Origin of the sequence: Corynebacterium gerontici, assembly GCF_003813985.1 — a bacterium.
Lineage (GTDB): Bacteria > Actinomycetota > Actinomycetes > Mycobacteriales > Mycobacteriaceae > Corynebacterium > Corynebacterium gerontici.
The window spans coordinates 2,225,327-2,238,273 of sequence record NZ_CP033897.1 but is presented as its reverse complement, the minus strand read 5'-3'; the positions used below and the strand labels follow the sequence as shown (position 1 = coordinate 2,238,273).

Genomic DNA, 12,947 nt, shown 5'->3' with positions numbered 1-12,947 from the left:
TGCTTCTCCTAGCTTTTCGACGTTCCACGTGGCTCAAGCAACGCCGCAATGCAACGATCCAGTATCTTCGGTCCCGCTGGGCTAAGGACTGACTCCGGGTGGAATTGCAGCCCGATGGCGCCTTGTGTCTGTGCGGCCATGACTACCTGGCCGATCTCCGACTCGCAGGTCGCCAGCGGTTCAAGGGCGTCCGGGGTTTCCGTGCAGCCGAGCGAGTGATAGCGGGCGATGGGCACCCTGGAGCCCTTGAAGTGATTTTCTGGCCCGGCGTCGGTGGCGAGGCCCTGAAAGAGTGGGCTTCCAAGGCCCGCCTGAGTGAGTTTCATGTGGTCCATGGTGCCGTGTACCGGGCCGCAGGGGCGCACCTTGCCACCGAAGTGCTCCAGCAGCGCCTGGAAACCGAGGCAGATGCCGAGCATCGGCACTCCGCGCTCAAAGCAGGTGCGGATAAGCTCCATCATGCAACCTGCCTCCAGCGGATGCCCCGGGCCTGGAGAGAGCACGATGAGGTCCGGGTTGGCGGCGAGGATCTCCTCTACCCCGATGTGATTGCGGAACACCGTGCAGCGATAGCCTGCCACGGCGAAGGCATCGACGAGGTTGTACACAAAAGAATCGCGGTTATCTAAGAGCACCACGTGAATATCTTCGGGCTTCACTTGTGCACCTCTACTTCCTTATTTTGAGCCAGGGCAATGGCATGGAGTACCGCATAGGCCTTATGCAGCGTCTCATCCGCCTCCAACTGGGGCACCGAATCACGCACGACCCCGGCACCTGCCTGCACCACAGCCGTGCCGTGCTGAACAAAGGCGGAGCGGATCACGATGCAGGTATCCATGGAACCATCACCGCGCAAGTACCCCACTGCCCCGCCGTATGAGCCACGACGCACTCCTTCAACCTCGCGCAGCAACTCCATGGCGCGCAATTTTGGTGCGCCGGTGAGCGTGCCCATGTTCATGCACGCCCGATAGGCATCCAGTGCGTCGAAGTCCGGGTGCAGCTCGGCCTCGATGCGGCTGATCAGGTGCATAACGCGGGAATAGCGGTCCACCTGCAGCAGCTCCGCGACCTTTCGGGTAGCGGGCACCGCTACGCGAGCGAGGTCGTTGCGGGCAAGATCGACGAGCATGGAGTGCTCGGCAACTTCTTTGGCGTCCGTGCGCATGTCCAGCTCCGCGCGGATATCGAGCTCGTGATTCACGCTGCCATCGGGGTTGAGCCCGCGAGGCCGGGTGCCTGCGATCGGGTAAAGCTGCACGCGCCGCGAAGGCATCTCGAGGGTGAGGTTCGATTCCGGTGAAGCACCAAAGAGCTCATAGGGGCCGGCATCCGACGCGCTGCGCATGTAGAACATGTAGGGGCTCGGATTTGTGGCGCGCAGGTGGCGGTAGGCGCGGTATGCGTCCGGGCACTCGCAGGTAAAGTGCCTTGCGGGCACCACCTGATAAATGTCACCTTGACGAATATTGCCCTGGAGCTGGGTTACAGCCTCCCGGAAGTCTGCGTCGGAAATATTCGTGCGCACATCGAGGCTTCCCTCGGGCTTGCCCAGCTCATGCTCGCTCAACTCCACCGATTCCACCGCTTCGCGCAACGCATCTACCGCTGCCTCGGCAGCATCCTGGCTCAGCGCGACTGCCTCCACGGCGGCTTCTTGGGTGCGGTGATCGATGGTAAGTATCGATTCGGCGACGAGGAATTGATAGTCGGGGAACGTGTTGGGCCCAGCCTCCACCTGCGGCAGATCCTCGAACGTAGCCACGAAGTCGAAGGCGAAACCACCAACCACGAAGGGCAGGATCTCACCCTCATATCCGGCATCGAGCTGTAACTGGCGCAGGATCTCCACCTGGCTGCGGTCCAATAATCGGGCGCGCTCATCGTGTTCTTTGGAGGCCTCGAAGCGGAAGGTGGCATCGTGATCAGCACCGAGGCGCTTAAGCATGGCTTCACCCGTGTCGCCGAGGGCTTTCACGTGAACCTCTGCGCCCTGGCATGTCACGCGAAGAGCGGCATTGAGCACAGCTACGCACTTGGTTTTCTTCTTGGATTCAATATCGGCAGACTCCAGGAGAACAGCATCGGATGACTCGATGCCGCCGAGGGCGGCAAAGAGCGCCGCAGCGTCACTGTGATAGCGCACCGGTGTGCGCGCTATAAAGAATTCCATAGTGCCCTTTCGCCGTTCGGCTCCGCTTTAAGCCTTGGACCTATGGGTAGCAAAAAGGCCCGTAGCGAAAAGCTGACGAGCCTTAAAAGTAATGCAACACGAGTGGCTCGCCTTTAAGCGCGCCACCAGGAAATCTGTTGCCTATTCATGAGTGCTTAGGTTACTGGGTGTTGGCTCGCACCGCAAGATTAGTGATCCTTCACTGCTCGGCGTAGAGCATCCACGTCCACAGCGGGAGCCTCGTCTTCTGCTCCCCCGGCACTGCAGCAGGAAGCATTGGACGCCTCAACCTCAGCATCGTGCGCGGCGAGTACTGCCACGGTACGAGAACCCAGGCTTGCGCCGAGTGCCACGAGCACCACACCGAAGAGTGTCATGACGGCGGCGGTCAGCCACAGCCAGGCGTTGTCGGTGAAACAGAGCATCGCTGCGAAGGTGAAGGCTACGCCGCCGATCACCCAGAGTGGGCCGGCAGTTTGATGGGCGGCGTCCCACATCTGGCGAGACTTGCGAACTTCGGGCACCTTAATGCCGATGAAGGAGTTGCCGGGCAGCTTTCGGGTCCAGCCGAGCACACCGACCACGATGGCGAGAACGGCGATGATGGCGAGGAGAATTCCGACGAAAAACATGCCTGCAATGCTACTCGCCCCCGAATGTTTCACGTGAAACATGGGGCCGCGGCGTCGAAAAGCCGAGATGCGGTACTTTTATAGCGAACGCGGCACCCCTCGCCGCTGATGAAAGGAACCCCTATGGACCTCAAGCGACTTTCCAATTCGCTGCTGTTCAGAATCATCGTCGCGATCATTCTGGGCATTGTGTGCAGCTTCTTCTTCCCCGAATGGCTCGCGCGCATCTTCGTCACTTTCAATAGCCTTTTTGGTAACTTCCTCGGCTTCTTCATCCCTGTCCTCATTTTTGCCCTCATTACCCCCGCTATCGCTGGCCTTGGGCGTGGCGCAGGTAAGTGGCTGGCGATCACCACCGGCATCGCCTACGGCTCCGCTGTTGTTTCGGGCCTGATTTCCTGGGGCGTCGCCACCCTGATCTACCCGATGCTGCTGAGTAATCAGGGCGATGTAGCCGTCAAGGACGTGGAAGAGGGGGCGCTCAGCTCCTACATCGACATCCAGATGCCGGCCCCTATGGAAGTGATGACTGCGCTGATCCTCGCCTTCGTGGTGGGCGTGGCGATGACCACGGTGAAATCCGACACGCTCTACTCGGGCGTGGCCGACCTGCGCCGCGTGGTGATGAAGGTGATCTCTGGCTTTATCGTGCCGCTACTGCCGATCTATATCTTCGGCATGTTCCTCTCGCTGGGCATGAACGGCAACCTCACCGCAACGCTGTCCGCCTTCGCCAAGGTGCTCGTGCTGGCGATTGTGATGAGCTTTGTTCTCCTGCTGCTGCAGTTCCTCATCGCGGGAACCATCGCGCGACGCAACCCCTTCACCTCACTGAAGAACATGATGCCAGCCTACTTCACCGCGCTCGGCACCTCATCCTCCGCCGCCACCATCCCCGTGACCTACGAGTGCGCCCGAAAAAATAATGTGAGCCAGTCGGTAGCTGGTTTCACCGTACCGCTGTGCGCCACTATCCACCTGTCCGGTTCGATGATGAAAATTACGCTTTTCGCTTTTGCCATCATGTTCATGGACGGCATGGATCTACCACTCACCACGGCACTCGGCTTCATCCTCATGCTGGGCGTCACCATGGTGGCAGCCCCCGGCGTGCCCGGTGGCGCGATCATGGCCGCTGTTGGCCTGCTTTCCGCCAACCTCGGCTTCGGTGACGATCAGGTGGCGTTGATGATCGCCGCCTACATCGCCATCGACTCCTTCGGCACCGCCTGCAACGTCACCGGCGACGGTGCGATCGCCATGGTGGTTGATCGCTTTGCCAAGGGCAACATCGCCCGCATGGAGCTTGACGACGACGACGATCTCGGCCTCGCCGCCGCCATCGAAGGCATCGAGGAAGACTAAATCCTCGCCGCGTCGAGAAGCCGAACCCCCTCGACCCACGCGGCGCACAGAACCATCGTGGGCGACTGCTCTGAAAGGTCGTCGCCCACCAGTTTCAAATAATCCAGGGTCACTCCAGGCGCTGCCGCCAACTCCTCGCGAGCCGCCTGGATTTCTCTCGGATCTGCCTGCACAGCGCGTATAGCCCGACTCAGGGCGAGCGCCTGCTGCAGGCCTTTTTCGCTTAAACGCGCATTGCGACTGGATTCCGCCAGACCCGCCTCACTGCGGACGATTGGAACCGCGCAGATCTCCACCGGGAAGTTCAGGTCGTGCACCATGCGTCGAATGATCGCGAGCTGCTGCGCGTCCTTTTGCCCGAAGTATGCGCGCTCGGGCTGCACGAGATTCAAAAGCTTCGCCACCACGGTTACGACCCCGTCGAAGTGTCCCGGCCGAGAAGCGCCCTCCAGCATCTCCCCCATCGCGCCGGAGCGGACCCAAATATCCGGCACGCCGTTCGGATACATCTCCTCAACGCTTGGCGCGAACACCAGATCAACGTCGGATAGCAGTTGGAGATCCTGCTCAAGCTGGCGTGGATAGTTGCGGTAATCCTCGCAATCGCCAAGATCCGCAAATTGCAGGGGGTTGGCGAAGATGCTCACCACGCGAATATCGCAGTCCCCGGCGGCGTCGATAAGCCTGCGGTGCCCCTGATGCAGGGCGCCCATCGTCGGAACCAGGCCGACCCTGCCGCCGCGTTCAGTGCGAAGGCGGGCGAGTTCGGTGCGAAGTTCTTGGACAGTGTGCACCAGCATTATTTGCCCCCATCGCTAAAAGATTCAGCTTCAGCCGGGAAGCTCCGATCGCCCACGCTTTGCACGTATTTGCGCGCGGCGTCCTCCAACACGGAGGCTACGTCGGCGAAACGGCGAACAAACCTAGGGGCACGTCCCCGCCCGAGTCCGAAGGCGTCGGTCCACACGAGGATCTGCCCATCGGTGCCATTGCCCGCGCCGATGCCGATAGTTGGGATGTCGAGCGTTTGGGTGATTTCGCGGGCGATTTCCTGGGGCACCATCTCCAACACGACGGCGAAGGCCCCGGCGTCTTGCACCGAGCGCGCCGAGCGAAGCAAATCTTGGCCGGCCTCGCCCTTGCCTTGCACCACAAAGCCACCGAGGGCGTGTTCGGACTGGGGCGTGAAGCCGAGGTGCGCCATCACGGGAATGCCCGCGTTGACGACCGCGCTAATCAGCTCGGGCCTATCACCCTCGAGCTTCACCGCGTCTGCGCCGGTGCGTTTCATCAATTCGATGGCGGTGCCCACACCTTGCTGCGTGGATACTTCATAGGAACCGAAAGGCAGGTCCACCACCACGAGCGGCCTGGGGGCGGCAGCGGCGACGGCTCGGCCAAGCATCACCATTTCATCCACGGACATCTCAAGTGTGGATTGGCGGCCTAACACCACATTCGCCGCTGAATCGCCGACGAGCAGAATGTCGACGCCGGCTTCGGCGAAGATCTTGGCGCTCAGAGCGTCATAGCTGGTGAGGGCGCTGATCGGACGTCCTTCGGCCTTCATTGCCTGAATGTGGCGCGTACGCAATCGTTTGGGCGCTGGGGTTTCGGAGCTTCCATAAGCTGACATGGGTGAAAGTATAAGCCTCTTGATAGGATCAAGGTCCATGGCATACCGAATCGGTTTCGACCGCGAAAAGTACATTGAGCTGCAGTCTCAGCACATCAAGGCCCGCCGCGAGGAACTTGGCGGCAAGCTCTACCTCGAGATGGGAGGCAAGCTTTTCGACGACATGCACGCATCCCGTGTGCTGCCGGGATTCACACCGGATAACAAAATCGCCATGCTCGACCGCATCCGCGATGAAGTAGAGATCCTCGTCTGCATTAACGCCAAAGATCTGGAACGCCACAAAATCCGCGCCGATCTGGGTATCTCATATGAGGACGATGTTCTTCGCCTAATTGACGTGTTCCGCGATCGTGGATTCTTGGCGGAGCATGTGGTGATTACTCAACTCGATGACGATAACCGCCTCGCCATGGCCTTCATTGAACGCCTGGAGCGCCTGGGCGTTCACGTTGCGCGCCATCGAGTGATCCCCGGCTACCCGACGGACCAGGACTTTGTGGTCAGTGAGCAGGGCTTTGGCCGTAATGAGTACGCCGCTACCACCCGCGACTTGGTGGTGGTGACGGCGCCGGGTCCGGGTTCCGGCAAGCTCGCCACCTGCCTTTCGCAGATTTACCACGAGCATCAGCGCGGTGTGGCCTCAGGATATGCCAAGTTTGAGACATTCCCGATCTGGAATCTTCCGCTGGAGCACCCGGTGAACCTGGCGTATGAGGCGGCGACGGTAGATCTGAACGACGCCAACATTATCGATTCCTTCCACCTTGCGGCCTATGGCGAGCAGACAGTGAATTACAACCGCGACGTGGAGGCATTCCCTCTGCTGAAAACGCTGCTGGAGCGTCTGACTGGTTCCTCCCCCTACCAATCGCCCACTGATATGGGCGTGAATATGGCGGGCAATTGCATTTCCGACGATGCTGCCTGCCGCGAAGCCGCAGAGCAGGAGATCATTCGCCGTTACTTTAAGGCGCTGGTTGATGAGGCGAAGGCCGGTACCGACTCGACTCAGTCTGATCGCGCCGCGATCGTGATGGCGAAGGCGGGTATCAAGACCTCGGAGCGCCGGGTTGTGGCTCCCGCACGCGAGGTTGCTCAGAGCACTGGCGAACCCGGCTCGGCGATCGAGCTTCACGACGGCACCATCATCACCGGTCGCACAAGTGAGCTGCTTGGTTGTTCCGCTGCGATGCTGCTGAATGCGCTGAAGCACCTTGCTGGACTCGACGATGTGCACCTGCTCTCCCCCGGCTCGATTGAGCCGATCCAGCGGCTGAAAACGATGCACCTGGGCAGCCGGAATCCGCGATTGCACACCGACGAGGTGCTCATCGCTCTGTCCACCTCTGCGGAAACGAATGAGGACGCCGAGCGCGCGCTGGAACAGATCAAGAACCTGCGCGGCTGCGACGTCCACACCACGACCATTCTTGGCTCCGTGGATGAGGGTATCTTCCGCAATTTGGGTGTGCTGGTGACCTCAGACCCGAAGTTCCAGCAGAAGAAGCTCTACCAAAAGCGTTAGTTTCACGTGAAACATTCGCTAGAAGCGAAGCGCCGCTGACCCCTGGGCTGGGCCGGGATCGATCGGCTCGGCCTTTGGCTGCACTTCAACCGGGGCAAACACAGTTCCTGCTGGATACGTCCCGCAATTGTTCGGAGCAGGTTTGCCCTGGAGGCGATTTTCTAGCCACGGATTCGCGATCATCGCCCACTTAGCAATGCCAGGCGTGTGGGAAATGGTGGGATCGGAAATGTACTCAACCGTGAGTCCTGACTCGCAGTACTTCGTGGCGAGGCCACGGACGTCGTTTTCCAACATGACGCCGTCGCCAAGCCCCTCCTCGCCCGGGATCGTGCCTTCGTTTTGCCCACCAGTGGACTGCCAAATCTGCAGCGGAATGCTTGGATTTGGTTGGAGGCCGATGTTCAGGCTGTTCACGACTGCAACGAATTCGGGAATGGAGAAGGGTTTTTGATACTGGGGCTTTGCCATATCGACCCAGCGCAGCCCACCATATTGCCCCTCAACTTCGGCGATGGAGGCACGATTGACGCTGGCGAGGATACGCACGCCATAATCGTTTAGGTACGGAGTGAGATCGAAGCCGGGGATGGCGCGGGACACGCCAACGATGGTCATTGCGGAAATGCCTGCCCACACCGGGGAGCCGTCGATGTAGCCAATGTTATTGGCTGGAGCCACCAGCACGCCGCCCATAGCGGCGCCGATGAGGTGCTCGTTGACGTCTGGGGCGAATTCGGGGGCAAGAGCCGCAGCCCAGCTCGTTGCGATGCTGCCGCCCGAATACCCCATCATCGCGATCTGAACGTCCTTCGGTAGCTCCCCTGAGCGCATCGCGGCGCGCAGGCCGTCGAGCGTGACACGCCCATACTCGGGGCCCACGGCGAAACGCGCCTCCGGCCCTTCGATATCCGGCAAGGCCATGGCATACCCCTGATTGAGCAGGTTCGCGAAGAACGCTGTTTCAACTCCCATGGAAGCCGTACCCAAAGACACATTGCCAGCGATCGCGCGTGAAGGGGAATGCTCGGGATTGAGGGAGTCGTACACAGAGTGGTAACTCACCATGCTGCCATTGAAATTATTTGGAATGGCGATGGAGGTGACGTTGGCCTGCGGTGCGCCGTTGGCGTCGGAAGTTTTGTACAGCAGTTGCACCACGCGCAACGGGGTGGGAACGCCGAGGACGTGGTACTGGAGCGTGCGAGAGCGGATGATGTCGCCCGGCTGAAAAGCGCCTAGGTCACCATTGAAATCGTAGAAACGCTGGCCGAAGTTCGCGTCCCGCTCGAAAGATGAGCCGCCGAGGGGCGAACCGGGCACAGTGCCCAGCAGCGCCCCCTCCCCCAGCGGGATCCGTTGATCGCTGATGGAATCGGCTGGCTGAGCGTTGGCGATGGGTAGGACGGTGAAGGCAGTTCCGGCGGCAAGGCCGATAGCGAGGGCGCGAAGTTTCATGGGCATCTCCAAGACTTGAGGAATGTTTCTTCAGAATAACTGCTTGGGATGTGAAACTACACGAGGCGCGCTAATCCAGTCCATGTTCAATAGCGTCGGCGAGGTGATCCACCGCCTCGCGATCCCCGCTCACCTCTACTGTTTCACCAGCGCCAATGCCGAGCCCCATCACCATCAGCGCGCTGGAGGCATCAACGCCGTTGATGCACACCTGAGAATCGCCAACCAACTCCGCGATCCGCGCCGCAGGGCGTGCATGTAAACCGGCAGCGTCCGCGACCACAGCCTGCCTGGAATACGCAGCGCCACCCGAAGCTGATTCCACGGTGAAACTGTTGAGCGCCTCCAAGGCGGCCTGAGCAGTGGCGTTGAGATCTTCGCCTTGCTGCGCTGCTACCGCCGCGGCAACGGCGCCTTCGACGAAGGGTGCGTTGACAAAGCGAATCGCTTCGCCTTCGTGGAAGTCCACGATCATCTCGACGGTCATGGTTGCCGAACCGAGATCGCTCAGCAGCAGAACCTCTCGACCCTCCGCCAGCAATGGATCCACTGCCTGTTCAATGCGGTCGTAGGAAGTCCCGATCCCGCCGTCGATGCCACCGGCGGCGATGATGGTGACGTCCGGAGCCATCTGCTGTGCAAGTTCACGCAGACCTTCCGCCAAACGTTTAGAGTGAGAGACGAGCACTATGCCTACGCTCATTGCGCCTCCTGAGCCGTCCGGGCTGCAGCTTCAATCAGCAAAGCGGAGGAGGTAGCGCCGGGATCCTTGTGCCCCTTTGAGCGTTCGCCTAAATATGAGGCGCGCCCCTTGCTCGCCACCATGTCGGTGGTGGCGTCCGCGCCTGCTTCGGCTGCCCCTGCGGCAATGGCCAAGAGTTCGGCTGGTGAGCCAGAGGCGATTGATGCCGCGTGGACTGCTGGTGCCCAGGCATCCACCATCGTCTTTTCTCCTTCTTGGGCTTTGCCGCGTTGCTGAATTCCGTCGAGCGCAGCTTGCAGCAGCGCCACTACACCGTCACTATCGATCTCGCCATCGCCGGCTACCTTGGAAGCGCGGAGAAATGCTGTGCCCAGCAGTGGCCCCGAAGCTCCCCCCACGGTGGAAATAAGCACCTGCGCTGTGGTTTTGAGCACTTCGCCAGGGGTGTTCGGTTGCTGCTGATCGAGCTTTTCCACCACCGCCTGGAAACCACGGTCGAGGTTTTCACCGTGGTCTGCATCGCCGATGGCACGGTCGAGATCGATGAGCAGTTCCCGGTTCGCGGACGCAGCCTCCGCGCAGGCGTGGATCCAATCCAGAGCCCATTGGGTTCCCAAAGTCATTTAGAGTCCTTTCATTGGGGTGTCGTAGGGGGCGTCGAAAAGCTCGAGCATGGCGTCGTCCACTTTCATGAGGGTCAGTGAGGCGCCCTGCATTTCGAGGCTGGTGACGAAATTGCCCACGAGCCCGCGCGCGATGTGGATGTTCAGATCTTCCAGGCGTTGCGCGAGGCGGCGGTAGACGATGTAGAGCTCGCTCGATGGGGTGCCGCCCATACCGTTGACCAGCGCGATGACGCGGTCTGAGGCTTGGAGGTTCATGTCCGCGAGGATCGGATCGAGCAGTTGGTCTGTGATGGAATCGGCGCTGCTCATTGGGATGCGTTTGCGGCCCGGTTCGCCGTGGATACCGATGCCGATTTCTACCTCATCATCTTCGAGGTCAAAGGATGGCTTGCCAACGTGGGGGACTGTGCAAGCGCTCAAAGCAACACCCATGGAGCGCACGTTGGCTACCGCTTTTTCGGCTACCTCGACTACTTGATCGAGGGAATCGCCGCGCTCCGCTGCCGCTCCGGCAAGTTTTTCCACCAGCACGGTGCCCGCAACACCGCGCCGACCTGCGGTGTAGAGGGAATCTTCCACGGCAACGTCGTCGTTGACGATGACTTGGCGCACTTCGATGTCTTCGAACTCGGCGAGTTCCGCTGCGGTATCGAAGTTGAGCACGTCGCCGGTGTAGTTCTTCACAATGAACACCACCCCGGCACCGTGATCGGCAAGTTTTGCTGCCGCAAGGATTGGATCTGGGGTTGGTGAAGTGAATACTGGGCCGGGCACAGCGGCGTCGAGCATGCCAGAGCCCACATAGCCAGCATGCAGAGGTTCGTGCCCGGAGCCGCCGCCGGATACCAGGCCGACCTTGCCGTGGGCCTTTGGCTCACTGCGGTGGACCACGATTGGGTCGTATTGCGCTTCAACTTGGGTGTGGGCGGCAACGAAGCCCTCCACACTTTCGCGCACCACGTCTTTCGGGCTATTGATGAGCTTTTTCATAACCACACCTTTCGCTTCGACTATGTCCGAGAATACGCTTAAGGCGGTTCGGTGGCGTCGCTCAAAACACCAGCCGGTGTGGTGGTGATGCGTTTTCCACTGGAGGTCCACCAGGTGATATTCCCTTCGCCATCTGAACGGCAGAAGACTTTTCGCTCGGTTTTGAGGTTGTGATGGTGCCTGCACAGCAGTTGGGCATTGCTCATGCTCGTCGGCCCGCCTAGGGCATAGGGAATGACGTGGTCAATATCGCACCATTGCGCGGATATTTCGCAGTCCGGGAAGCGGCAGTGCGCGTCGCGGGCGATAATGGCCGCACGCATCGAGGGCGGGAAACGGTATCCTCGGGCTTCAACGTCTGTTGCTAGTTGCCGTTCATGTGCTCGATCAGCGAGGACTTCAAGGTCTTGGCTATTGAAGCGCTCTCCCCCGGCTGTGGTGATTTCTGTACTGCGTTCATTCCGGTACACGTTGATGGTGATCTTCGGCGTCTCCCCCAATGCCATTTTCAGCAGCGCTTGGGCTTTCGTGCAATCCTGCTGCTGAGCCAGTGTGTTGATGGCCTCCCGGATGGTTTCAATCGCGCCCTCGCTGCTGACCATCTCCAGGCATGCCCATCCCGGTGCCACCGGGTAACTGTAGAGCGATTCCAGGGGCTGCGGTGGTTCAGGCTCGGGATCAAATTGCTGGCGTAGGAGCCGCCGAATTTGCCGCGCTGATGGTACTGATTCGTCTTGCTTTTTGGGATGAAGGAACCTGGCCAGCAGATCATCAAAGCGGGGCATCTCAGTTTCCGGCACCGCTGACAAGGCGTGGCCGATTGCCATGAGCCGTGGAAAGTCTAGGTGCCACAGCGATGCCTGCAATGCGCTGAGCTGGGGCAACTGACGCAGAATGTAGATTGCCCACAGCCTTGACAGTACGTAATCCTTGGAATGTTGGAGGCTGAAGGCGAGGTCCAGCGCCGCGCATTCAAACGCATAGCCGGGCTCAGAGGGCACGTATTCCGCCCAGAAATTGAACTCGTCTTTCAGCAGTTTGCGTTGGCGACGGCACGCTGGATCGCGCATATCGCAGCGACGGTAGTAAGCGAGCATTTCCCCTCCCCGATGGATCATGTGTTCTAACCCGATGATAGAACACATGAACGAACCCCGCAACCCCTCACGCCAACTTTCTTGTAAAAAAATTTCAGAGAAACAATATTGCGCGCAGTGTTAAATGAGGCGTTGTTCCCGCGCCTTCGTGATGGCTTCAGTGCGGTTACTCACGCCCAACTTGGAATAAATATGCACCAGGTGAGTCTTCACGGTCGCCTGAGAAATGAACAGTTGCGCAGCCAATTCCTTATTGGTGGCACCGCTAGCAAGCTCCCGCAGAATTTCAATTTCCCGAGCAGAAAGCGCCTGCTGCGGCTTTGCAACCCGTTGCATTAGGGCATTTGCAACCTCTGGTGCCAGTGTTCTTTGGCGTTTTGACGTCGCCACGACCGCATCATGCAACGCCGTCTCGGGAGCATCCTTGAGCAAATATCCCATGGCACCGGCCTCCACGGCGGCAACGATATCCGCCTGCGTGTCATACGTTGTCAAGATCAATACCGGAGGTCCGCCCGCCTGCACCAGCGAACGAGTGAGCGTAATGCCATCCACTTCGGGCATCTGAATATCAGTCACCACCACGTCAATGTCTTTGGTGGTCTCAGGCGTCACGCCTGCACCATTACTGGCCTCTGCGGTGACGGTGATGTCGGGAAAACTGTCCAGGATTGCGCGCAGACCGGCGCGAACCACGGGGTGGTCGTCGATAAGCATGACGCGGATCATGGGTGTC

13 protein-coding genes are annotated in these 12,947 nt (G+C 60.0%); 2 read left to right on the top strand and 11 right to left on the bottom strand.

The annotated features are described in order from the left end of the window. Positions 1–8: 8 nt before the first annotated feature. The 3 genes from CGERO_RS10525 to CGERO_RS10515 all read right to left on the bottom strand — a co-directional run bounded on the left by CGERO_RS10525 (position 9) and on the right by CGERO_RS10515 (position 2,808). The gene (locus tag CGERO_RS10525) at positions 9–659 is read right to left on the bottom strand and encodes an anthranilate synthase component II (protein ID WP_123935737.1); all 651 of its coding nucleotides are present in this window, start codon (positions 657–659) and stop codon (positions 9–11) included. Continuing rightward, entirely contained in the window at positions 656–2,176 is a 1,521-nt protein-coding gene (locus CGERO_RS10520) for an anthranilate synthase component 1 (RefSeq protein ID WP_123935735.1), read from the bottom strand. The genes CGERO_RS10525 and CGERO_RS10520 overlap by 4 nt, the downstream gene beginning before the upstream one ends. 188 nt (positions 2,177–2,364) lie before the next feature. Further along, positions 2,365–2,808 (bottom strand): SdpI family protein, encoded by a 444-nt coding sequence (locus CGERO_RS10515; RefSeq protein WP_123935733.1) that lies wholly within the window; start codon positions 2,806–2,808, stop codon positions 2,365–2,367. Between the two features lie 123 nt (positions 2,809–2,931). On the opposite strand from CGERO_RS10515, the gene CGERO_RS10510 reads away from it, so the two are divergent. Then, complete coding sequence (locus CGERO_RS10510; RefSeq protein ID WP_123935731.1) at positions 2,932–4,173, top strand: dicarboxylate/amino acid:cation symporter; 1,242 nt, start codon at positions 2,932–2,934, stop codon at positions 4,171–4,173. Here the strand turns inward: CGERO_RS10510 and panC are convergent. Next, on the bottom strand, positions 4,170–4,973 hold the full coding sequence (panC, locus tag CGERO_RS10505) for a pantoate--beta-alanine ligase (RefSeq protein WP_123935729.1): 804 nt from the start codon (positions 4,971–4,973) through the stop codon (positions 4,170–4,172). The two genes, CGERO_RS10510 and panC, sit on opposite strands and share 4 nt — an antisense overlap. Next, positions 4,973–5,809, bottom strand: a complete 837-nt coding sequence (gene panB, locus CGERO_RS10500) for a 3-methyl-2-oxobutanoate hydroxymethyltransferase (RefSeq protein WP_123935727.1) — start codon at positions 5,807–5,809, stop codon at positions 4,973–4,975. Before panB ends, panC begins: the two co-directional genes overlap by 1 nt. 37 nt (positions 5,810–5,846) lie before the next feature. On the opposite strand from panB, the gene CGERO_RS10495 reads away from it, so the two are divergent. Then, a complete protein-coding gene (locus tag CGERO_RS10495) occupies positions 5,847–7,337 on the top strand; it encodes a DUF1846 domain-containing protein (RefSeq protein WP_123935726.1) in 1,491 nt (496 codons plus the stop codon). An 18-nt stretch (positions 7,338–7,355) separates the two neighbouring features. Here the strand turns inward: CGERO_RS10495 and CGERO_RS10490 are convergent, their stop codons facing one another. The 6 genes from CGERO_RS10490 to CGERO_RS10465 all read right to left on the bottom strand — a co-directional run bounded on the left by CGERO_RS10490 (position 7,356) and on the right by CGERO_RS10465 (position 12,940). Further along, positions 7,356–8,795, bottom strand: a complete 1,440-nt coding sequence (locus tag CGERO_RS10490; protein ID WP_123935724.1) for a lipase family protein — start codon at positions 8,793–8,795, stop codon at positions 7,356–7,358. Positions 8,796–8,865: 70 nt separating this feature from the next. Continuing rightward, entirely contained in the window at positions 8,866–9,498 is a 633-nt protein-coding gene (dhaM, locus tag CGERO_RS10485) for a dihydroxyacetone kinase phosphoryl donor subunit DhaM (RefSeq protein WP_123935722.1), read from the bottom strand. Further along, on the bottom strand, positions 9,495–10,121 hold the full coding sequence (gene dhaL / locus CGERO_RS10480; protein ID WP_123935720.1) for a dihydroxyacetone kinase subunit DhaL: 627 nt from the start codon (positions 10,119–10,121) through the stop codon (positions 9,495–9,497). Before dhaL ends, dhaM begins: the two co-directional genes overlap by 4 nt. Further along, the gene (gene dhaK / locus CGERO_RS10475) at positions 10,122–11,114 is read right to left on the bottom strand and encodes a dihydroxyacetone kinase subunit DhaK (RefSeq protein ID WP_123935718.1); all 993 of its coding nucleotides are present in this window, start codon (positions 11,112–11,114) and stop codon (positions 10,122–10,124) included. A 38-nt stretch (positions 11,115–11,152) separates the two neighbouring features. Beyond that, positions 11,153–12,211 carry an HNH endonuclease signature motif containing protein gene (locus tag CGERO_RS10470; RefSeq protein ID WP_164470309.1) on the bottom strand — a complete coding sequence of 353 codons (1,059 nt, stop codon included), beginning with the start codon at positions 12,209–12,211 and terminating at the stop codon, positions 11,153–11,155. A gap of 120 nt (positions 12,212–12,331) precedes the next feature. Next, entirely contained in the window at positions 12,332–12,940 is a 609-nt protein-coding gene (locus CGERO_RS10465; RefSeq protein WP_123935714.1) for a response regulator transcription factor, read from the bottom strand. Between the last annotated feature and the right edge of the window lie 7 nt (positions 12,941–12,947).

What these genes read in the sequence shown, in the direction of transcription:
- CGERO_RS10515 (WP_123935733.1), bottom strand. Translation starts at nt 2,808, where the DNA reads ATGTTTTTCGTCGGAATTCTCCTCGCCATCATCGCCGTTCTCGCCATC.
- CGERO_RS10495 (WP_123935726.1), top strand. Translation starts at nt 5,847, where the DNA reads ATGGCATACCGAATCGGTTTCGACCGCGAAAAGTACATTGAGCTGCAG.
- panB (WP_123935727.1), bottom strand. Translation starts at nt 5,809, where the DNA reads ATGTCAGCTTATGGAAGCTCCGAAACCCCAGCGCCCAAACGATTGCGT.
- CGERO_RS10490 (WP_123935724.1), bottom strand. Translation starts at nt 8,795, where the DNA reads ATGAAACTTCGCGCCCTCGCTATCGGCCTTGCCGCCGGAACTGCCTTC.
- panC (WP_123935729.1), bottom strand. Translation starts at nt 4,973, where the DNA reads ATGCTGGTGCACACTGTCCAAGAACTTCGCACCGAACTCGCCCGCCTT.
- CGERO_RS10465 (WP_123935714.1), bottom strand. Translation starts at nt 12,940, where the DNA reads ATGATCCGCGTCATGCTTATCGACGACCACCCCGTGGTTCGCGCCGGT.
- CGERO_RS10510 (WP_123935731.1), top strand. Translation starts at nt 2,932, where the DNA reads ATGGACCTCAAGCGACTTTCCAATTCGCTGCTGTTCAGAATCATCGTC.
- CGERO_RS10470 (WP_164470309.1), bottom strand. Translation starts at nt 12,211, where the DNA reads ATGCTCGCTTACTACCGTCGCTGCGATATGCGCGATCCAGCGTGCCGT.
- dhaM (WP_123935722.1), bottom strand. Translation starts at nt 9,498, where the DNA reads ATGAGCGTAGGCATAGTGCTCGTCTCTCACTCTAAACGTTTGGCGGAA.
- dhaK (WP_123935718.1), bottom strand. Translation starts at nt 11,114, where the DNA reads ATGAAAAAGCTCATCAATAGCCCGAAAGACGTGGTGCGCGAAAGTGTG.
- dhaL (WP_123935720.1), bottom strand. Translation starts at nt 10,121, where the DNA reads ATGACTTTGGGAACCCAATGGGCTCTGGATTGGATCCACGCCTGCGCG.
- CGERO_RS10520 (WP_123935735.1), bottom strand. Translation starts at nt 2,176, where the DNA reads ATGGAATTCTTTATAGCGCGCACACCGGTGCGCTATCACAGTGACGCT.